Origin of the sequence: Poseidonocella sp. HB161398 (assembly GCF_005870025.1) — a bacterium.
GTDB lineage: Bacteria > Pseudomonadota > Alphaproteobacteria > Rhodobacterales > Rhodobacteraceae > Mangrovicoccus.
Map to the genome: position 1 here is coordinate 62,884 of NZ_VATA01000011.1, position 20,451 is coordinate 83,334.

17 protein-coding genes are annotated in these 20,451 nt (G+C 71.4%); 3 read left to right on the plus strand and 14 right to left on the minus strand.

The genetic code is table 11. From position 1 onward, the window contains the following. The 13 genes from FGX59_RS11010 to fepB form a co-directional block, all read right to left on the minus strand. Positions 1-543: a TRAP transporter small permease gene (locus tag FGX59_RS11010; RefSeq protein ID WP_138466589.1), complete on the minus strand. Its 543-nt coding sequence runs from the start codon at positions 541-543 to the stop codon at positions 1-3. A 2-nt stretch (positions 544-545) separates the two neighbouring features. After that, a complete protein-coding gene (locus FGX59_RS11015) occupies positions 546-1,832 on the minus strand; it encodes a TRAP transporter large permease (protein WP_138466590.1) in 1,287 nt (428 codons plus the stop codon). An 82-nt stretch (positions 1,833-1,914) separates the two neighbouring features. Next, complete coding sequence (locus FGX59_RS11020) at positions 1,915-2,934, minus strand: TRAP transporter substrate-binding protein (RefSeq protein WP_138466591.1); 1,020 nt, start codon at positions 2,932-2,934, stop codon at positions 1,915-1,917. Positions 2,935-3,042: 108 nt separating this feature from the next. Then, a complete protein-coding gene (locus tag FGX59_RS11025; RefSeq protein WP_138466592.1) occupies positions 3,043-3,858 on the minus strand; it encodes a sugar phosphate isomerase/epimerase in 816 nt (271 codons plus the stop codon). 58 nt (positions 3,859-3,916) lie between these two features. Continuing rightward, a complete protein-coding gene (locus tag FGX59_RS11030; RefSeq protein WP_206078336.1) occupies positions 3,917-4,360 on the minus strand; it encodes a heme-binding protein in 444 nt (147 codons plus the stop codon). A gap of 1 nt (position 4,361) precedes the next feature. Continuing rightward, entirely contained in the window at positions 4,362-5,255 is an 894-nt protein-coding gene (locus tag FGX59_RS11035; protein WP_138466593.1) for an NAD(P)-dependent oxidoreductase, read from the minus strand. Between the two features lie 62 nt (positions 5,256-5,317). Continuing rightward, a complete protein-coding gene (locus FGX59_RS11040; RefSeq protein WP_240722385.1) occupies positions 5,318-7,222 on the minus strand; it encodes a thiamine pyrophosphate-dependent enzyme in 1,905 nt (634 codons plus the stop codon). After that, positions 7,219-8,034 (minus strand): IclR family transcriptional regulator, encoded by an 816-nt coding sequence (locus tag FGX59_RS11045; protein ID WP_138466594.1) that lies wholly within the window; start codon positions 8,032-8,034, stop codon positions 7,219-7,221. Before FGX59_RS11045 ends, FGX59_RS11040 begins: the two co-directional genes overlap by 4 nt. Positions 8,035-8,330: 296 nt before the next feature. Beyond that, positions 8,331-9,260: a sulfotransferase domain-containing protein gene (locus FGX59_RS11050; protein ID WP_138466595.1), complete on the minus strand. Its 930-nt coding sequence runs from the start codon at positions 9,258-9,260 to the stop codon at positions 8,331-8,333. A gap of 46 nt (positions 9,261-9,306) precedes the next feature. Further along, positions 9,307-10,113 (minus strand): ABC transporter ATP-binding protein, encoded by an 807-nt coding sequence (locus tag FGX59_RS11055; RefSeq protein ID WP_206078337.1) that lies wholly within the window; start codon positions 10,111-10,113, stop codon positions 9,307-9,309. A gap of 62 nt (positions 10,114-10,175) precedes the next feature. Continuing rightward, complete coding sequence (locus tag FGX59_RS11060; protein ID WP_138466597.1) at positions 10,176-11,186, minus strand: iron chelate uptake ABC transporter family permease subunit; 1,011 nt, start codon at positions 11,184-11,186, stop codon at positions 10,176-10,178. After that, on the minus strand, positions 11,183-12,166 hold the full coding sequence (locus FGX59_RS11065; protein WP_240722387.1) for an iron ABC transporter permease: 984 nt from the start codon (positions 12,164-12,166) through the stop codon (positions 11,183-11,185). The genes FGX59_RS11060 and FGX59_RS11065 overlap by 4 nt, the downstream gene beginning before the upstream one ends. Then, a complete protein-coding gene (gene fepB / locus FGX59_RS11070) occupies positions 12,163-13,101 on the minus strand; it encodes a Fe2+-enterobactin ABC transporter substrate-binding protein (RefSeq protein ID WP_138466598.1) in 939 nt (312 codons plus the stop codon). The genes FGX59_RS11065 and fepB overlap by 4 nt, the downstream gene beginning before the upstream one ends. A 1,202-nt stretch (positions 13,102-14,303) precedes the next feature. On the opposite strand from fepB, the gene FGX59_RS11075 reads away from it, so the two are divergent. The 3 genes from FGX59_RS11075 to FGX59_RS11090 all read left to right on the plus strand — a co-directional run bounded on the left by FGX59_RS11075 (position 14,304) and on the right by FGX59_RS11090 (position 19,046). Further along, positions 14,304-15,716, plus strand: a complete 1,413-nt coding sequence (locus FGX59_RS11075; protein WP_138466599.1) for a sugar porter family MFS transporter — start codon at positions 14,304-14,306, stop codon at positions 15,714-15,716. An 87-nt stretch (positions 15,717-15,803) separates the two neighbouring features. Beyond that, positions 15,804-16,820, plus strand: coding sequence for a LacI family DNA-binding transcriptional regulator (locus FGX59_RS11080; RefSeq protein WP_138466600.1), 1,017 nt, complete (start codon positions 15,804-15,806; stop codon positions 16,818-16,820). Between the two features lie 1,791 nt (positions 16,821-18,611). Continuing rightward, the gene (locus FGX59_RS11090) at positions 18,612-19,046 is read left to right on the plus strand and encodes a PACE efflux transporter (protein WP_138466601.1); all 435 of its coding nucleotides are present in this window, start codon (positions 18,612-18,614) and stop codon (positions 19,044-19,046) included. A 304-nt stretch (positions 19,047-19,350) separates the two neighbouring features. On the opposite strand, the gene FGX59_RS11095 is transcribed toward FGX59_RS11090, so the two are convergent. Then, positions 19,351-20,442 carry an ABC transporter ATP-binding protein gene (locus FGX59_RS11095; protein WP_138466602.1) on the minus strand — a complete coding sequence of 364 codons (1,092 nt, stop codon included), beginning with the start codon at positions 20,440-20,442 and terminating at the stop codon, positions 19,351-19,353. Positions 20,443-20,451 lie beyond the last annotated feature (9 nt).

Consider the following 20,451-nt stretch of genomic DNA (forward strand, 5'->3'; position numbering starts at 1 on the left):
TCACAGATGTTCGGGCAGGGCGCGCTTCGAGAGGCCGCTGTGCTCGTCGCGCCCGGCCAGGCTGTCGCGCAGCTCGCGCAGGGCGCGGGTCAGCCCGGCAAGGCTGTAGACCGCCATCACCGCGCCCGCGAAGGGGATCGCGCCGTAGTAGAAGGCCATGTCGATCTGCATGAAGGCGGTGACCTCGCGGCTCATCAGCGTGAAGGCGAGCCCCACCTTGAGCAGCATGAAGGCGAAGGCGAGCATCAGGAGCTGCACCAGAAGCTCGGCCGGGCGGCCGAAGCCGGGGAAGGCCGCGGTGATGACATCGACGCGGTAGAGCGCCCCCTCGCGCCAGAGCGCGATCGCCCCCGAGATGGTCAGCCAGACGGTCGCCAGCTCGACGATCTCGTCATAGGCGGCGAAGGGAATGCCGGTGGTGCGTGCCGCGACGCGCGCCAGCAGCAGCAGGAACAGCACGGCGAGGCAGAGCACGACGCCCCAGCGCGACAGGCGGGCGACCAGGCGGTCGGCGCCGGAGAGAAGGGATTTGAGCGTTTCCATGGTCAGAACCCGAAGAGTGCGGGGACCCACATGACGAGGCCCGGGATGAAAGTGACGGCAAGCAGCACGACGACGAGGCCGACGAGGTAGATCCAGACCTCGCGGATGATCGACAGCAGGTCGATATTGGCCACTTGCGAGACGGTGTAGAGGCAGAGCCCCACCGGCGGGGTGATCAGCCCGATCATCAGGTTGAGGACGACGATCACGCCGAAATGCACCGGGTCGACGCCCAGCTGCTGGGTGACGGGCAAGAGCATCGGCATGCAGATCACCATGACCGCGATGCCCTCGATGAACATGCCGAGGATCAAGAGGATCGCGTTGATCATCAGGAGCACGGCCCAGGGCTCGTGGCTGACGGAAAGCAGCGCCTCGACCACCGCATTCGGCACCTGCTGCTGCACCAGCACCCAGGAAAACGGCGCGGCCAGCGCCATGATGAACAGCACCTGCGCCGCCTGCCGGCCCGAGGTCCAGAGCACGTCGGGCAGGTCCGAGACCTTCAGCTCGCCATAGACGACGATGCCGATGAAGGCGGCATAGGCGGCGGCCAGCACGGCGGCCTCGGTCGGCGTCACCCAGCCCAGCAGCAGCCCGCCGACGACGAAGAGCGGCATGGCGAGCGCGGGCAGCGCCTCGGCGATGGTCGCCAGGCTCTCGCGCAGGCCCGGGCGCTCGGCGAGCTTCGGCAGGCCCTTGGCGCGGGCGGTCAGCGCGATCACCGCCATCATCGACAGGCCCATCAGCAGCCCCGGCATGATGCCCGCCAGGAACAGCGCGCCGACCGAGACATTGGCCAGGCTGCCGTAGATCACGAAGGGGATCGAGGGCGGCACCACCGGGCCGATGGTGGAGGAGGCCGCGGTGATCGCGGCGGCATAGGCCGGATCGTAGCCCGCGTCCCTCATCGCCTTGACCTCGACCACGCCGAGCCCGGCGCTGTCGGCCACGGCCGAGCCCGACATGCCGGAGAACAGCATCGAGCCGACCACGTTGACATGGCCGAGCCCGCCGCGGACGCGGCCGACGAAGACCTGCGCGGTGTGGAAGATCCGGTGGGTCATGCCGCCGGTATTCATCAGGTTCCCCGCCAGGATGAAGAACGGGATGGCCAGCAGCGAGAAGGAGGTCATCCCGGTGTAGAAGCGCTGGATGAAGATCACCAGCAGGTCGGGCCCGGCGGCCCAGACCATGGTTCCCGCGGCCATGGCGCCAAGCGCCACCGCGATGGGCAGCCCGAAGACGATCAGGGCCACGAGGCTTGACATGATGACGAAGACGCTCATCGGTCTCGAACTTTCTCTCTGGCCCGCCGGTCCGCCCGGTGCCGCGGCCGGAATGGCCGCGGCAGGGTGGCAGGCAATTGCGTCAGGCGGTGCGGGCGGCCTCGACGAAGCCCATCCACGTGTCCCAGGTCTCCTTGCCGATGCGCTCGCGCATGACGTCCCAGGCGGGCTCCATCATCGCGCGGAAGGGCGCCGGGTCGGGCCGGGTGATCTGCACCCCGTCATCGTCCATCGCCGAGAGCATCTCCTCCTCGCCGTCCATCGTCGCCTGCTGCGCCCAGGTGCCGGCCTTGACCGCCTCCTCGGAGATCACCGCCTGCACGTCCGGCGAGAGCCGCTTCCAGGTCGCGGGCGAGCCGACCAGCATGAAGGAGGTGTAGATGTGCCGCGTGGTGGCGATGTGCTTCTGCACCTCGTAGAACTTGTTGGCGTAATCGACCGAGATCGGGTTGTCCTGGCCGTCGACCACGCCGCTGGACAGCGCGAGGTAGAGCTCGTCGAAGGCGATGGTCTGGGTGACGGCGCCGAGCGCGTCGAAGGTCGCCTTGATCGACAGTTCCGGCGGCACGCGCAGCTTCAGGCCCTTGACGTCCTCGGGGGTGTTGACCGGCCGCTTGCTGTTCGACAGCGCGCGGAAGCCGTATTCGAAATTCGCGATCCAGGTCAGCTTGTTGCGGTCGAAGAATTCCATCAGCCAGGGCTTGGCCGTGCCGCCCAGCACGCGGTGGGCATGCTCGTAGCCGTCGAACTGGTAGGGGATCTGGATGACGTTGGCGGTGCGGTCCTGGCTCTCGATATTCGGCGGGTTGAACATCACCAGGTCGAGCGCGCCGAGCTGGGCCTGCTTGACCATGTCGGGCGGCGAGCCGAGCGAGGCATTGGGAAAGACGTTGATCTCCACCTCGCCACTGGTGCGCTCGGCGATGGCCGCGGCCATCTTCTCCACCGCCTGGTAGGAGGGGTGCGTCGCGCCGAGCTGGTGGCCGAGCCGCAGGCTGACGCCCGCGCGGGCCCGTCCGGGCCGCAGTCCCATCCCCGAGGCGAGCGCGCCCGCGCCCGCTGCCTGCAGGAGCTTCCGCCGGCTGATGATCATTCTGGTCATGTCTTTCCTCCCTGTTTTCCCCGGGACGCGCAGCTGCGCGCCCCTTGTCTTCCGCGGACCGGCCGGGCGGGCTCCTCAACCCCTCCCGCCGGTCCCGCGCCGCGCCCGTCAGGCCGCGGAAAGTTCCTCTGCCTCCGAGAGCAGCCGGCGGATGTCGCGCAGGCAGTCGTCGAGCACCTGCGCCGCGCCGCGGCTGTCGGCGGCGAACCAGTGGCTCTCGTGCTCGATCGAGACGGGCCCGCGGTAGCCGCCCGCGATCAGCGCTTGCAGCATCGCTGCCAGGTCGATCTCGCCCTGGCCGATCGGCACGAAGCGGAAGGTCTCCGGCGTGCCGGTCACGTCCTTGAGATGCATGTGCACGACATGCGGCGCCAGCTTGCGCGCGGCCTCGGTCACGTCGTCGCCCATCGGTTTCAGGTGCGAGGCGTCGAAATTGATCTTCAGTCCCGGCGCCGCGGCGATGGCGCCGAGCGCGCCCTCCGCCGTGCCGATCTGGCGCCCGACGATCGGCTCGAGCGCCAGCTCCAGCCCGCGCGCCTCTGCCGCCTCCACGGCCGCCCGCAGCGAATGGTGCAGCGACGGCAGCGAGGTGTCCTCGCCGGGGATCACATGCACTACGCGGATGCCCAGATCGGGGGCGCGCTCCATCATCGCGGCGGTCCAGGCCAGCGCGGCGTCGCGGCGGTCGTCGTCCTTCGAGCCGAAATCGCGGTGGTGCAGGCAGAGCGCCGAATAGGGCCCGAGCCGCGCCAGCTCGGCCAGCACATGGCCGGGCGTGCCGATGCCCAGATGCGCAGGGCCCCAGGGCAGGATCTCGGCATTCAGCTCGGCCATGTCGTAGCCGTGGCCGCGGATGGTCCGGACCGCCTCCGCCACGGGCAGGCCGGCCAGGAAGCCGGTATGGAATGAGGTGGGCAGCATCATGGTCCTGTCCTCTCGCTGGTTGCGGCGGGCGCGCCGGGCGCCCGCCCTTGGAGCGGGCTCAGCCGAAGAGCTTCAGCGCCTCGGTGCCGATATCGGTATCGCCGGTCCAGTGGCCGCCCGAGCAGCCGATGGCGCCCGCGACCTGGCCGTCGATCACGATCGGCTGGCCGCCGCCGAAGACCACCAGGCGGTGGACGCCCGAGGGCGCGCCGATCCGCAGCGGCTCGTCCGACTGCATGATCTCCTGCCACTTGTGGGTGGCGATATGCGAGACCGCGGCGGTATAGGCCTTGTCGATGGCGATCTGCGCCGAGGCCGGGTTGGCGGTGTCCATCCGCGCGAAGGCCATCAGGAAGCCGCCATCATCGACCACCGCGACCGAGACGTTCTTGCCGATCTTCTCGGCATGCTCCATCGCGCGGGCGACCAGTGCCTCGGCCGCGGCCCGGGTGACGACCGGCTTCGAGCGGGTCAGGCTCATCGGGCTCATGTCCTCGGCCATCTCAGGCGCTCCTTTTCGCGAGTTCGGGCCCGGGCGCGTAGGTATCGGCGGAATAGTCGATCCGCTCCTGCATCGCGGCCTTCATGATCTGGCTGGAAAGCGCGGTCAGCGGCAGCTCGATGCCCTTGTCGCGGGCGACCAGAACCGAGTTGAAGAGGTCCTTGTCGAACATGCGGAACAGATCCTCGGTCCCGGCCAGCGGGTGGGTGTGCAGCAGCCGGTCGTAATTGCCCCACATCTGCGCGACCCAGCTGTCGGCGGTGGTGTCGGTGGCGAATTTCGCCAGGGTCTGCTCGTCGAGGCCGAGCGAGCGGGCCAGCCGCATCGACTCGATCGCCGCCATCCAGTTGCCGAAGGTCATCATCTGGATCGACAGCTTCGCCCCGGCGCCCGCGCCGCGCGGCCCCATGTGCTGGGTGATGCGCGAGATCGCGTCGAAATAGTCGCGGTTGGCCTCGATATCCGCCGGGTCGCCGCCGCACATGATGGCCAGGTCGCCCTCGCGCGCCCTCAGGTCGCCGCCCGAGACCTGCGCGTCGACCAGCTTCAGCCCGCGCTTGTCGGTCTCCTCGCCGAGGGCCAGGATGGTCTCCGGCAGGACGGTCGAATGGACGATCAGCGTCGTGCCGGGGCGGCAGACATCGAGAAGCCCGCCCTCGGAGCGGAAGAGCCCGTTGAGCTGCTTGTCGTTGACGACCGCGACGCCGATCCGGGTGCATTCCGCGGCGAGCTGCTCGTTCGTCTCGGCAAAGCGCGCGCCTGCCGCGAGGCATTCCGCCGCCTGGTCCCGGCGCAGGTCGCGCACCAGGACGTCGAGCCCCTCGCGCCGCATCGACAGCACCATCGGCGTCCCGATATTCCCGACGCCCACATAGCCTATGGTCGTGCCTGTCATTGGTCTTTCCTCCAAGTGTCGCGGTGCCTCCCCGGCCCGCCGTGTTCCTGATCCGATGCGCGTCAGAGCGACTGGCGCATCCAGCGGCCCTGGACGTCCTCGACCCAGTTGCCGACATTCCACGATCCCCAGCTGCCCATGCCGCCGCGGGGGTCCTCGCCCGAATAGACCGGGACATGCAGGACGCTGAGCCCGTCATGGGCATGGCCTTCGGCCAGCGCGGCCCGCAGGTCCTCCGCCGTGCCCGCGACGCGGCGGGCGAAGACGCCGGCCACCGATCCGGCCATGGCCGCGTAATCCACCGGCACGCCGTCATTGGTGCGGAAATCGGTGCCGTACTGCGCCATCTGCAGGCTGCTGATAGCCGCCATCCGGCGGTTGTCGAAGATCGCCACCATGCCCTTCAGCCCGTGCTCGACCGCGTCGATCAGCACCTGCGGGTTCATCATGAAGGACCCGTCGCCGGTGAAGGCGATGACGTAGTCCGGGCGGTCCGCCAGCGCCGAGGCGAGGATGCCCGAAGAGGCGAAGCCCATGTAGCTGGCCCCGGTCTCGGTATAGGTCTGGCCGGAGCGGTCGTCGGCGACGATCTGGAAGCCGTTGGCCTGCACGTCGCCCGCATCGAAGTACTTCACCGCGCCGTGTTCGCGGGCGAAGGCGTCGACGATGCCGATGGCGGCGGGCTGGGCCAGCACCTCGGTGCCCCAGACCGCGTCGCGGACCGGCGGCAGGGTCAGCCGCTCGGCGCGGAACCCGGCCCAGGCGCGCTTCTTCGCGGCACAGGCGGCCAGCCAGTCCGCCTTGCCCGGCGCGGCCTCGCAGCTTTCCAGCGCCGCGGCCAGCCGCTTCGCCACTGCGCCCAGATCGCCCAGCAGCGACAGCGTGCGGTTGTAGTGCAGCGCATCCGCCCAGTCGGCATTGAGGTTCACCACATGGCGCACCTTGGGATAGCCGGTGCCCGAGCAATCCGCCTGGCAGACCGCGCGGGAACCCGCGACGATCAGCAGCTCGGCCTCCTCCATCGCGAAATTGCCGCTGAGCGAGCCCTTCGAGCCGCCGACATGCATGTTCTGCGGATCGGCATCGGCCATCACGCCCGTGGAGCCGGGCGAGAGCACCACCGCCGCGCCCGCTGCGCGGGCCAGGGCCCGGATCTCGGTGTCGAAGCCGCGCGTGCCGCCCCCGGCCTTGAGGACCACCCGGCCGGTCTGCGCGATCAGCCGCGCCGCCGCCTCGATGCTGTCATTGGTCTCGGGCGACAGCGGCTCGGCCGCGGGCCGCTCGGGCAGGGCGTCGAGATTGAACAGCGCCCGCGCCGGCTGGGTGTTGATCGGCAGGTGCAGGTAGAAGGGACCGGCCTTGACCGGGTCATGCACCCGGCGCGAGCCGCGCCGCATCGCCTCGCGCAGCGCTTCGGGCGTGTGCAGCATGTAGCTCTGCCCCATCAGCGCGCTCATCCTGGCATAGAGCTCCTGCTCGGGCTTCGGGATCTGCTGCATGTTGTAGCCTTCGCCGAAGGTCGTCTCGTCGCCGTAGATGTGCCAGACGCCCACCCCGTTCGAGGCCGCTGCCAGCGAGCCCGCCATCGCCTGCAGCGCGCCCGGGCCGATCGAGGTGATCAGCGCCGGCGTCTCGCCGTACTGCCAGGCCAGCGCCGTGGCGGCATGGGCCATCTCGACCTCGTTGCGGAAGTTGAAGGTCCGCGTCACCCCGGCGCCGTCGTAGATCCGCAGCACCTCGCCCAGATCGGTGGAGCCGTGGCCGAAGATCGCCAGGTACTTCCGCGTCCCCTGCTTCAGCAGCGCCAGTACCAGCGCCTCGGAGAGCGTCAGTTCCAGCAATTCCGGCAGCAGCCCCCGCGCGCGGGCCGCGGCGAGCCCCCCGGCCTCGGCAATTGCGCGGGCGCGGGCGGCCATGCCCTGCGGGCCCCTCTGGCGCACGGGCGCCGCGGTGTCTTGAACATTCATGAGCTGGGTACCTCGGACATGTCGAGAGAGGTCAGGGAAAGCTTGCGCCCCGCGGCCATCACCTCGCGCCGGACAAGGCCGAGATGCGCCTCGGTCGCGCGGTTGATCGGGGTGGAGACGCTGAGCGAGGCGATGATGCGCCCCGCCGGATCGCGCACGGCGGCGCCGGTGCAGACGACATAGAGCTGGAATTCCTCGCGGTCCTCGGAGAAGCCGCGGGCGCGGTCCTGCTCCAGCTCCGCCAGCAGCGCCTCGGGATCGGTGCAGGTGTTGACGGTGAAGCGCGCCATGCCGTGCAGCGTGCAGAGGCGGCGGACCTCCTCCTCGGACATGCCCGAGAGCAGCACCTTGCCGGTCGCCGTGGCATGCATCGCCCGCGACTTGCCGATCGAGCCGCTATCGACCTTCAGCGCGTGGCGCGCCTCGCGCTTGACCAGGGTGATCATCTCGTCGCGGTCGAAGACGGCGAGGTGCACGGCCTCCTCGGTGACGCGGTTCAGCTCGTCCATCACCGGCTTGGCGCGGCCGGGCAGCTCCGCCTTGACGTTGACCGCCTCGGCCAGCATGACGATCTGCGATCCCAGCATGTAGCGGCCGCGCGCCGTGCCGGGACGGACATAGTTGCGCGCCATCAGCGTGCGCAGGATGTGGTGGCAGGTGGAGGCGTTCAGCTCCAGATCCTCGCAGATCTGCTGGAGCGTCACCTCGCCCCGCCGCCGGGCGATGGTCTCGAGCACGCTGAGCGCGCGGTCGACGGACTGGATCGTCCTGTCCGCCTGGGGCGGACTGGCCTCTGCTTCGATCTGTGTCATGGGCTCCTCCTGCCCAGGACTCTGCCGCCAGTGACCTCTCGTTATCCATTAATTTTTCACATTGTCGGACCGATTTCATGATGTGAAATCCGCGCTGCGCTGCAGAAAGCCCTGTCCTGCCTAGGTGAGTCTCATTGTATATATAAATCAATGCGGTGCCGGAAAATTCCGGGAGCTGCGCCGATCGGCGCGAGAGACGCTGTATCTGCGGAGGATGATTCGCGCTGCGGTAGAGTTCCCGGCGCGGGGGGCTGTTCTGCGGCGGCGGGCCCGGGGGCCCGTCGCGGGGACAGGCCTCAGGCCGGGGCGGGCACGGATCTGGCCTCGACCGCGCGGGCGAATTCGGCATAGGAGCCGAAGCCGAATTCCGCGCCCAGCGTCTCCTGCCAGCGTGCCTCGAAGGCTGCGCGCAGCGCTTCGGGGAGCTCCGCCGTACCCGGGCCGCGCCCGCCGGCGGCCACCTTGGTGGCAGTGCCGCCCGCTGGCACGCCGCAGGCCGCGTCGCGGCGGGCGCGCAGCAGGTGGTCGTCGAACTGCCGCTCGTGGCGCTTCATGAAGTCGAAGCTCGCCTGCCGCGCCGCGATCTCCCGCGCCTCCGGGCCGATCTCGGGGTCGATGAAGTCTGCCACTCGGTCGACGGCGCCCGGCAGGTCGGCCTTCATCCCGCCGAAGGTCAGCAGAAGCACGTCCGCCCGGTCGCGCTGCCGCCACCAGGAGGCGGCATGGCCCCACCAGCCCGGACCCTGCGCCAGCACGGCAGCGGCATACTCGGCCAGCGGGATGCTGCCCGGCTCGAAGAGCCAGCCCTCGAGGAAGCGGTGCATCGAGGCGACGGCCTCCAGCGGGTCGCGGAACACCACGATATAGCGCCCGCCCTTCGGCACCATGTCCCAGGGCAGATGGGTCTTGAAGGCGCGGGGCGCGAAGGGCTGCGGCGCCTCGAGATCCAGCGACATGTCATGGGCCAGCTCGATCCAGGGCACGACCTCGAGGATCTCGCCGAACTCCATCGAGCCGCCGCTGCGCAGCCCATGCACGATCTGCTGCATCCAGGTGGTGCCGCATTTCACGTAGGGCGCGACGATGATGTCGGTGGCGCCGGGCTGGAAGGCGAGGCCGCGCTTGAAGCCCTCCTGGCTGCAAAGCCGGCCGAAGACCGCCTTCAGCTCGTCCATGCTGCGCGGCCGCGCTGCGGCCTCCGTGGCGGTCTGTCGTGTCTCGGTCATGCAGGATGATCCTCCGTTCGGGATGGAAGGGGGACGGGCGCGGCGGTCACTCCGCCGCGGCGCGCGCAGGGTGCCGCCCGCGGGGCACCATCATCGGCGTGCCGGTCACCGGATCGGGAACGATCAGGCAGGGCAGGCCGAAGACCTGGTCCACCAGCTCCGCCGTCAGGACCCGCGCGGGCGGACCTTCGGCGACGATCCGGCCCTCGGCCATCACCACCAGCCGGTCGGCATAGCGGCAGGCGAGGTTGAGATCGTGGAGCACGGCGACGATGCTGACCCCGCGCTCGCGGTTCAGCGCGGCGAAGAGGTCGAGCAGGTCGATCTGGTGGGCGATATCTAGATAGGTGGTCGGCTCGTCGAGCAGCAGCCAGCCGGTATCCTGCGCCAGCGCCATGGCCACCCAGACCCGCTGCCGCTGCCCGCCCGAGAGCGTGTCGACCGCGCTTTCGGCCATCTCCGCGACCCCGGTCGCATCCAGCGCATGGGCGACGGCCTCGGCATCGGCGGCGCTCCAGCCGCCGAAGGCGCGGCGGTGCGGGTGACGCCCGCGGGCGACCAGGTCGGCGACGGTGATGCCCGGGGGCGCGGTGCTCGACTGCGGCAGCATCGCCAGGCGCTGCGCCAGCAGGCGGGTCGGCATGCGGTGGATGTCCTCGCCCTCGAGCCGCACCTCGCCGGCGGCCGGGGCGATCAGGCGGCAGAGCCCGCGCAGCAGCGTGGACTTGCCGCAGCCATTCGGCCCGACGATCACGGTCACCTCGCCCTTCGGCAGCGCCAGGTCGAGATCGCGGCAGATGGTCCGGCCCTCGTATCCCAGGGTCAGGCCCCGGGCGGTCAGCCCGTCGCGCATGGCGGTTTCTCCTTGGACAGGCCGCGCGCCGGGGGCGGGCGGCGATGGGAAGACGGCCGGGCTCATCGCGGCCGCGTGGCCAGCAGGCCGAGCAGGTAGAGCCCGCCGAGAATGCCGGCGATCTGGCCGATCGGCAGGTTGACGGCGGGCGCCGCCGCCTGGGTGACGAGATCGCCGCCGAGGACCAGCGCCGCGCCGGTCAGCCCCGCGCCCAGCACCGGCACCTGGCCCGACCCGCCCAGCCGCCGCGCGATCTGGGGCGCGGCCAGCGCGATGAAGGGGATCGGCCCCGCCGCGCCGGTGGCGATCGCCGCCAGCGCCACAGCGGCGGCGGCCATCGCCACGCGCGTCGCCTCCACCCGGATGCCGAGCGCGCGGGCGGTGTCGTCGCCCATCTCGATCAGGCTCAGCGACCGCGCGCCCCAGAGCAGCGGCGGCGCCAGGCAGAGCACGCCGATCGCCACCGGCGCGGCATGCATCCAGCTCCGCGCTGCCAGCGACCCGGCCAGCCAGAGCGCCGCGCTCATTGCCTCGTCGAGCGCGCCCTGCACCAGCATCAGCCCGTTGAGCGCCGCCAGCACCGCGCCGGTGCCGACCCCGGCCAGGACCAGGCGCGCGCTGCCCACCACCCCGTCGCGCCGTGCCAGCAGGTAGACGAGGCCGGCCGTGGCCAGCCCGCCGCCGATCGCGGCCAGCGAGGTGCCGAGGGCGCTTGGCCCCTGCAGCAGGATCTGCACGAGCGCGCCGGTCGCGGCGCCGGTGGTCAGGCCGACGATATCGGGCGAGCCCAGCGGGTTGCGCGCCACCGACTGGATCACCGCGCCCGAGATGCCGAGCGCCGCGCCGGCCGCCGCCGCCGTGACCATGCGCGGCAGGCGGATGCCGCCGAGGACCCGCGCCTGCGGCGTGTTCTCGCCCGCGATCAGCGCCAGCAGGTCGGCGGGGCCGATTTCCATCCGTCCGAGGCTCAGCGCCCAGAGCGCCAGCGCCAGGCACAGCAGCGCCAGCGCGGCATTCGCCAGCGCCACCCGTCCGGGCAGGCGCGGCGGCAGGGAGAAGGCGGCCGTGTTCATAGCGCCAGGATCCGGCGGCGGCGCACCAGCGCCACGAAGACCGGCCCGCCGATCAGCGCGGCCATCACCCCGACCGGCACCTGCGCGGGCCAGATCACCAGCCGGCCGGCGACATCCGCGGCCATGACCAGCGCCGCCGCCAGGAAGGCGGTCGCGGGGATCAGCGCGGCATGGTTCGGCCCGACCGCGGCCCGCGCCAGATGCGGCGCGACGAGGCCGACGAAGGCGACCGGACCGGCTGCTGCCGTGGCTGCGCCCGAGAGGCAGACGATGACCGCCGCGCCGCCGAGCCAGACCCGCTCCGGCGCGGCGCCGAGCGACCGGCCGATCTCGGCGCCGAGGGCCATCGCGTCGAGCCCGCGCGCCAGCGCCGCGGCCCCGGCCAGCCCGGCGAAGGTCAGCGCCGCCACCGGCTGCACCACATCCGCGCCGCGCCCCTGCAGCGACCCCACCGCCCAGTGGCGGAAGCGGTCGAAGACGGCCATGTCGCTGTTGACGATCACCACATGGGTCAGCGACAGCAGCATCACCGAGAGCGCGGCGCCCGCCAGCACCGCGCGCACCGGCTCGCGGCCGGTCGCCATGCCGCCCAGCACGAAGACCGCCGCGCTGCCCGCCGCGGCGCCGAGGAGGCCGAACCACATGTAGCCCGTCGGGCTCTCGATCCCGAAGGCGGCGATGGCCGCGACGATGGCGAAGGTCGCGCCGGCATTCACCCCGAGGATCCCCGGATCGGCCAGCGGATTGCGCGACAGCGCCTGCATCACCACGCCGGAGACGCCGAGCCCGGCGCCGACCAGCGCCGCCAGCAGGGTCCGCGGCAGCCTCAGCTCGCGCAGGATCAGCTGCTCGGTCGAGGCCGGGTCGAAGGCGAAGAGCGCGTCGTAGAGATCGCGCGGCGCGATCATGTGCGTGCCGACCGACAGGCTGGCCAGGGCCAGCGCCGCCAGCAGCAGCCCCGCCGCGAGCGGCCGCCTCACCGGTCCCGCCCGTAGGCGTCGCGCACCACCGCCAGCACGTCGCGCGCGCTGTAGGGGTCGATGCGGAAGGAGGTCGGGCCGAGCCCGGTCACCCGTCCCGCCTTGACCGAGGGCAGCGCCGCCAGCAGCGGGTCGCCGAGAAATTCCGCGGCGCGCTCCGGCCCGGCGGCGAGGAGGAAGGTCGTGCCCGCCTGCAGCCCGGTCAGATGCTCGTATTCGGCGCGGACGTAATGCCCGATCATGCCGCCCGGGCCCGCCCAGGCCGGATCCGGCGCCTCGATCTCGAAGCCGAGCGCGGCGAGAAGCTGCGCCTGCGGGCTGTCCGGGGTGGAGATCGGATTGGGCGCGCCGCGGCCGTTGTAGCTGACGATATTGGCGCCGCCCGGCGGAACCTCGATGGCGTCGCGGGTCGCGGCCAGCTCTTCGGCGAAGCTCTGCAGGGTGGCCTCCGCGCCGGCCTCGGTGCCGGTCGCGACGCCGAGCTTCCGCGTCACCTCCTGCCAGGGCTGGTCGCTGTAGTCGAGCACGACGACCGGGGCCACCGCCTCGAGCTGCGCCCGCTGTGCCAGCGCCGAATCCGCGCCGCTCGAGGCGATGACGATCAGGTCGGGCGCGATCGCCCAGGCGGCCTCCAGATCGACCGCACCGGCGGGCCAGAGCGGCTCCACCCCGCGCGCGGCCGCCACCTCCTGCCATTGCGAGAAATAGCCGCCATGCGGGGTGGCGCCGCTGGCCACGACCGGCGCGCCGATCGCCAGCAGCGTGCCGGTCAGCGTCACCGAGCCCGACAGGATCCGCTCGGGCGGGGCGGCGATCTCGGTGCTGGTGCCGTCGTCATTGGCGAAGACCCGCGGCCAGCCCTCGGCGGCCGGGACCGGAAGCGGGGCGGCGGCAAGAGAGGCCGTCATCAGGAAAAGCACGTCGCGTCTCAGCATCGCATCCTCGGAGAATTGGTCTGAGGCTGGCAGGATGCTGGCGGAAGTCGGCGCGACCATAGACCAGATGTTCCGCCGAGGCCAGCGGCGGCGGCGCGATGGCAGGCTGCTTGCAGGAGCTTCGCTTCGATCCGCCGCGGACGCGCGCGGCTGGTCCGGACGGTGCGATGCCCGACGGCTGGTCTGCCCCCTGAAAGCCGGCCCTCCCTGAAGCAGGCGTCCGCGCCAGATGGAGGATTGGAGCAAGGGACAGATCGCAGCCGGTTGGGGATTGATCCGGCGGAGGGCGCAAGCCCGGGGAGATCGTCGCGTCGCTCCGTCAGGCGGAGGTGGGCGTGCCGCAGGGCCGGTCGGCGGCCGAGGCGGGGCGTTCCGCAGTTCGCTTAGGGCCGGTGGCGCAGGGAACGGGCCATTGAGCGCCAGCGGTCCCGGCGACGGCTGGCGATGCCTGTGGGGCCGCCAGGGGCGTTGCCGATGGCAGGCAGCCCTGCATCGCGCCCCGCATGTGGCGAAGACAGCGCGGTTCCGTGCGATCGGCGGGCGGGCCGCCCGGAACGCGGGCCATGCTCTGTCACAGCGGCACCGCATCGAGGCGCTATCCTGCCGGTCCAGGACGGTCGGGCGGGCGGCACAGACGGTCCATTCCGGCGTCGCGCGGGTGCGATCCCGCTTCGCCCTCCCATCCTTCGCCCTCCCATCGGCGGCGGCAGATCCCGCCCGCTTGCCGCGGCTGCTGGAGGATTGAGGGCGGAGACCGCTGTCCAGGATGCCTGGTGCCGGGAAAAGCCGGATCGTTGCAGCGCACTGGCCCCGACGGAGGAAAATGGCCCCGACGGAGGAAGACGTTCCGCCCAATCGGCTATTCCAGCACCCTGGCAGCCCGCCGCGCCGGCGCGGGCGGCCAGGCCGCGGCATCTGAGGAAATCCCCTCAGAATCGCGCTGCGTTTTCCGTGCCGGCGCGGCTAGGCTCTTCGGTGGAGGAGTTCCGGCTCGGAGAGACGGCAGGGAGGAGACTATTCCGGCATCTGCCGGGCCGCATCCGCAGGAGACCCGATTGCCCCGCCGCCGCATTCCGCGGAGGATGGCGGCTGCGCCCTGGCTGCCTGGCGGCCGTTTCCGCTCTTCCGCGCGTTCCGCCTGCCCGTCCGGTCCCGTGCCGCGGGGGAGGCGCTGTCACGAGGCCAGAAACGGAAGACACGGCATGCTGCAGACGACGATGACCACCGACACCCTTGCGCCGCAGGAGGAGGGCGACCACGTCCGGCGCCTGAACCTGATCACCGTGATCGCCTGCCTCGGCGGGCTGCTCTTCGGCTATGACACCGGCGTCATCAACGGCGCGCTGGAGCCGATGGCCGCCGATCTGGGGCTGACGCCGGCGATCGAGGGGCTGGTCGTCTCGATCCTGATCTTCGCCGCCGCGATCGGCGCGGTTCTGGGCGGCAAGCTGGCCGATCTGCATGGCCGCCGCCACAACATCATCCTGCTCTCGGTGCTCTTCGGCGCGGGCACGCTGGGCTGCGTGCTGGCACCCTCCTGGCAGGTGCTGGCGGCCTTCCGCGCGGTGCTGGGCCTGGCGGTCGGCGGCGCCTCGGCGATCGTGCCGATCTACCTGGCCGAGGTCTCCCCGCACGAGCGCCGCGGCAGCCTCGTGACCCGCAACGAGGTGATGATCGTCAGCGGCCAGTTCGCCGCCTTCGTCATCAATGCGGCGATCTACGCGCTCTGGGGCGAGAACGAGGTGGTCTGGCGCTACATGCTGGCCGTCGCCATCCTGCCCGCGGTGGCGCTGCTGATCGGCATGCTGCGGATGCCCGAGAGCCCGCGCTGGCTGTCGATGCAGAACCGCGACGACGAGGCGCTCGAGGTGCTGCGCCAGGTCCGCAGCCCCGAGCGCGCGCTGCAGGAAATGGAGGAGGTCCGCCGCATGGCCGAGGCCGACCGCCAGGAGCAGACCGCGCTGATGGCCGATCTGGGCGTGCCCTGGATCAAGCGGCTGATCTGGATCGGCATCGGGCTGGGCATCTTCATGCAGCTCACCGGCATCAACTCGATCATGTACTACGGCACCCAGCTCCTGCAGAGCGCGGGCTTCTCCTCCAAGGGCGCGGTGATCGCCAACACGCTCTACGGCCTGGCGAGCCTCACCGGCATCTGGGCGGGGATCATGCTGATCAACCGGCTCGACCGGCGCACGATGCTGATGGGCGGCTTCGCGCTGACCACGCTCTTTCACCTGCTGGTCGGGCTCTCGGCCTTCTTCGTCCCGGATATCGGCATCAAGCCCTGGCTGATCCTCGGCTTCACCGTGGCCTTCGTCTTCTCCATGCAGGGCACGATCGGGCCGCTGGTCTGGCTGCTCCTGGCCGAGATGTTCCCGCTGCGGGTCCGCAGCTTCGCCATGGGGATCAGCGTCTTCATGCTGTGGATCGCCAATGCCGCGGTGGCCTTCGCCTTCCCGCCGCTGGTGGCCGCCGTGGGGATCGGCGCGACCTTCTTCTTCTTCGCGCTGGTCGGGCTCGCGGCGCTGGTCTTCATCTACAGGGCCGTGCCCGAGACCCGCGGCAAGACCCTCGAAGCGCTCGAGGCGGAGATGCAGCGGCGCTTCGCCTGACCGTCCCTGCCGCTTGAGTTGCCCCCACGGCAATGCTAGCAGGCTGCGGCAGGGGCGCTCCGGCGTCCCGTCGCGGGGGAGGGCGCGATGGCGAGGAAACCCAATGCCAGGGATGTGGCCCGCGAGGCCGGCGTCTCGGTCTCGACCGTGGACCGGGTGCTGAACAGCCGCGGCGGCGTCACCGAGGACAAGGAGCGCCGCGTCCTGGAGGCGGCGCGGCGGCTCCGGCTCGACCGGATGCTCGACCAGCGCCCGGCGCGCACGATCCGCGTGGCGGTGATGCTGCAGCCCCCGGCCAATCCCTTCCATGCCGAGCTGCAGGCGGCCTTCCACGCGGTGCGCCATACCCATGCCGCGCTGAACATGGAGTTCCGCGTCCATCACCTGGTGCCGACCGATCCGGCGCGGGTGGCGGCGCAGATCGGCAGCCTCGGTGCGACCCATGACGGCTTCGTGGTCTGCGCGCTGAACGATCCCTGCATCGCCGCCGCGCTCGACCGGCAGATCGCGCTCGGCAAGCCGGTGCTGACGCTCGGCACGGATATCAGCACCGAGGGGCCGCATATCTATGTCGGCTCCGACAACCTGCGCTCGGGCCGGGTGGCGGGCGACCTGATGGCGCGCTTTCTCGGCCCCGGCGGCGGCGACGTGATGGTGGTGGCGGGGCTCTTGCGCATGACCGGCCACGGCCAGCGCGAGCAGGGCTTCCGCGCGGTGCTGGCCGAGCGCCATCCCGCCTGCCGCCTGGCGGCGGTGGTGGAGAGCCAGGAGGAGGCCAGCCGCGCGGGCGAGCTGGTCTTCCGCGCGCTGATGGACAATCCCCGGCTGCGCGGCATCTACAACGCCTCCGCCGGGGCGCAGGCGATCGCCGACGCGATCCGCGCGGCCGGGCGCGCGGGCGAGGTGGTCGTCATCACCCACGAGCTGACCCCGAACCGGCGGCGGCTCTTGCGCGAGGGACGCATCGACGTGGTGATCGACCAGGACCCGGTGCGCGAGGTCCGCACAGCGGTCGAGGCGCTGGCCTGCCGCTTCGGCCGCCTGCCCGAGGGGCCGGAGACGACCCTGACCCCGGTTCAGCTCCACACGATCGAGACCTGCTGATGGTCCCGACCCGGACACGGCGCCTGCCGGTGGCGCAGATGCGCGCGGATCTCCGCGCCGCCCGGGCAGGGGGGCGGGGTTCCGGACCCATGGCCAAGGGATGACGGTGGCCGAGAGAGCTATCGTCGGCAGAAGGACGGGCGGGCACCGGCCGTGCCGGGAGGCGGCCGGACGCCAGTGCCGGAGACGGCCGGGCATGCATCCGATCCGGTCACGGCGCCTGCACCGTCTCCTGTCATGGGGGATCACGACCTTCCGGCGCTTCCGGCACGGGAGGCGCGCCCGGATATCTCGCATAGTCAGCAGGTTGCGGATCCAGTCGGCGTTCGTCATTTCGCTTGGACCGATGGCGCGGCCCGGCTCACGACCCGCGGCCGGCAATCCGCCGCTCGGCCTTCGGCAGCGAGGCCGGCCGGAATGCCGCCCCCTTGTCGCCGCTCGCCCGCTGCCCGGCAGGGCGTGGCAATGTCCCGGGAGGGTGGCCGGCAGGCGGACGCTGATAGGGCGCCCCAGGCGGCTGGTGACGGCATGCAGTTCCGAGGTCCTGCCGCCCGTCTCCCGGGCGCCCCCCGGCTCGTTTCCCGATCCTCGAACCTGGCCCGATCAGCCGCCCGCGCCCCCGTTCGCCAGGAAATCGATCCACAGCAGCGATTGCCATTCCGCCTCATTCAGGCGGAGGCTGGACGCCGCCCGGTGGCGTCGAGAAAGGTCGCATCGATCATGACGGTCTGCGTGTCCCGGCCTGGGGAGGCTGAACCGTCCGTCATCCGGGCAATCACCCCCGTTCGGCTCCAGCGGAGCCAACGGGTAAGGAGCGCCTTGCAGTGCCCCTTCTCGGCCGGCGCCTCCCTACATCGCAGGCCGTTGCGATTGATGAAGATACTGCCAATGAGCACGCGGCGGCCATCGACTCCCGGCCGTCCATGGGGCTTCGGGACGCTGGAGGATCGGAAAACAGCCCGGGTGATGGTTTGCCCGACAGGCGGACGGTCCCGGTCCATCTGGTTCGGCGGGCATTTGTTCCTCCGGATCAAATGCCGATCCGCCTCTCTCAGCCAGCCGGAACAGGTCTGTCATCATGCCCCACCAGAGGAGGATCCGGACCACGCGTCTCCACAGGGAACACGGGCTCCCGGCCCGAGCGGGCCGCTGAAAACGGAGTCCAGGGCGGGGTCGCGGAGGACGTCCTTCCGGAGCGGGTCGGACCTGCCCCCTGAATCGAGCAAGTCTAACCGCCCTCGGGACCATTTCCCGGGCTTGCCCCCAAGCCCCGCGGCCGAACTCACATTCCCGGCAGCCTGCCAGGGCCAGCGGGTGCGGGTCCCTCCGCAGGGCGGTTATGCGTCATGCTGCGGCATGCCCTTGCCCCGTTCCCTGTCGGCGATCGCCGTCCGGCGACGGGCACTGCTGCAGCCCGTGCAGCCGCTGCCCGCCGCGAGGCCTCAGGGCGCTGTCATGTCCCGGCCTGCGCATCGCTCGCGGGTGCGCGCAGCTGTCGCTGGCACGGGCATCGCCAGGGTGGCGCCGGGATGCAGGTCCGGACCGCGTCGTTCCGGGCATCGCCAGCCTTCCGCGCACCCTGCCGGACCGCCGTGGCCGCGCGCCTCCCTGCGGCGTCAAGAGGCGGCGGATGGCCGCCCGGGCCGGGGAGGGGTTGAACCGGGGCATCCGGGCAGGTATTTCCCTTGCAGGCGGGCGGAAACCGTGGCCCGCCGGATCCCTTGTTCAGATCGATGCGCCCGGGACGGACCGGCGCCAGACTGGCGGGCCCTCGCGGCCCGGGAGCCCGGAATGCTTGTCCTAGAGCCGCGCCTGCGGCGCCTCGTCTATGTCCTCGCCTTCGAAACGCTGGCGATCCTTCTCTCCACGCTGCTGCTCTCTGCGCTCAGCGGCGGCCCGGCGGGCGAGTCCCTGCCGCTGGCCGGGGCGGCCTGCGGCATCGCGGTGCTGTGGAACTACCTCTTCAACACGCTCTTCGAAGCCGCCGAGCGCACTTTCCGCCTGCGCCGCGGCCTCGGGCTGCGGATGCTGCATGCGGCCGGGTTCGAGACCGGGCTCGTGCTGGCGATGGTGCCGCTCTACATGGCCTGGTACGGCGTCGGGCTGGTGACGGCGGCGATGATGGAGGCGGCGCTTCTCGGCTTCTTCCTCGTCTACACTTTCGCCTTCACCTGGGCCTTCGACGCGGTGGTCGCGCTGCCCCGGCCCGCTGCCGGGCCGCGCTGAGGCCGCGGAGGCGCCGCCCGATCAGGCAGGTGCCACGGCCGGTCCGATCGCGCAGAACCGTCTTGCGTCGAGATGGCCTGCCGCCCGTGCCGTTCGGGGACGGGCGCCGCATCTGCGGTCCTGTCCCGGGCGCGGCCCGGGCGGCGGCCGCCTCTGCCCGGAGCCGTGACGGCCAGCCAAGGGCGGCGATCCCGGTTTCCCGCGGGTGCATGCTCGGCGACCGGAGGTCCGCAGCAGGGCCCGCCGCTCCGGGGAGGGCCGAAGGAACTGCCGTCCCCGGCATCCAAGGGCGGACCGGCGCGGCTCAGGCCGCGATCCGCGCGGCGGGCCGGAGCCGTTCGCCATCCTCGCCGAAGAGATGCGCCGCCTCCGGCCGGGGGGCCAGCGCGATCCGCTGTCCGGTGGCCAGCGGCAGCGTGCCGGGCAGCTTGGCGACCAGGGGAGCGGCGCCGTCCGCGGCCTCCAGATAGGCGAGCTGCACCTCGCCGAGCTGCTCGATCAGCGAGATGCGGCCCGTGACGGCCGCCGCCTCGCCGGGCGCGGCGGGGCGCAGATCCTCGGGGCGGATGCCGTATTGCAGCGCTGTGCCGGGGGCGATCTCGAAGGGCGCCTCGGCCAGGCCGCCGTCCGGAAGCCGCAGCCGCGTGCCGCCCTGCGCCTCGGCCGCGAGCACGTTCATCGCCGGCGAGCCGATGAAGCGGGCGACGAAGAGGTTCGCGGGCCGGCGGTAGAGCTCCACCGGGCTGCCCACCTGCTCGATCCGGCCGTCGCGCAGCACCACGATCCGGTCGGCGAGGGTCATCGCCTCGGTCTGGTCATGGGTGACGTAGATCATCGTCGTGCCGGGCATGGCCTGCTTCAGCCGGGCGATCTCGATCCGCGTCGCCACCCGCAGCGCGGCGTCGAGATTCGACAGCGGCTCGTCGAAGAGGAAGACCCTGGGATTGCGCACGATGGCGCGGCCGATGGCGACGCGCTGGCGCTGCCCGCCCGACAGCGCCTTGGGGAAGCGGTCGAGATAGGGGGAGAGCTGCAGGCTCTCGGCGGCCCGCTCGATCCGCGCGCGGATCTCGCGCCGCGGCAGCCCGGCGATCTTCAGCCCGAAGGCCATGTTGTCGTAGACCGTCATGTGCGGGTAGAGCGCGTAGCTCTGGAACACCATGGCGATGCCGCGCTGCGCCGGTGCCACCCGGTTCATCAGCGCGCCGTCGAGGCGGAATTCGCCCGAGGAGATCTCCTCCAGCCCGGCGATGGTGCGCAGCAGGGTGGATTTCCCGCAGCCGGAGGGGCCGACGAAGACCACGAACTCGCCCGAGGGGATGTCGAGATCGATGCCGTGCAGCACCTCCATGTAGCCATAGGTCTTCCTGACGTCGCGCAGCGTGAGATGTGCCATTCGCGGTCG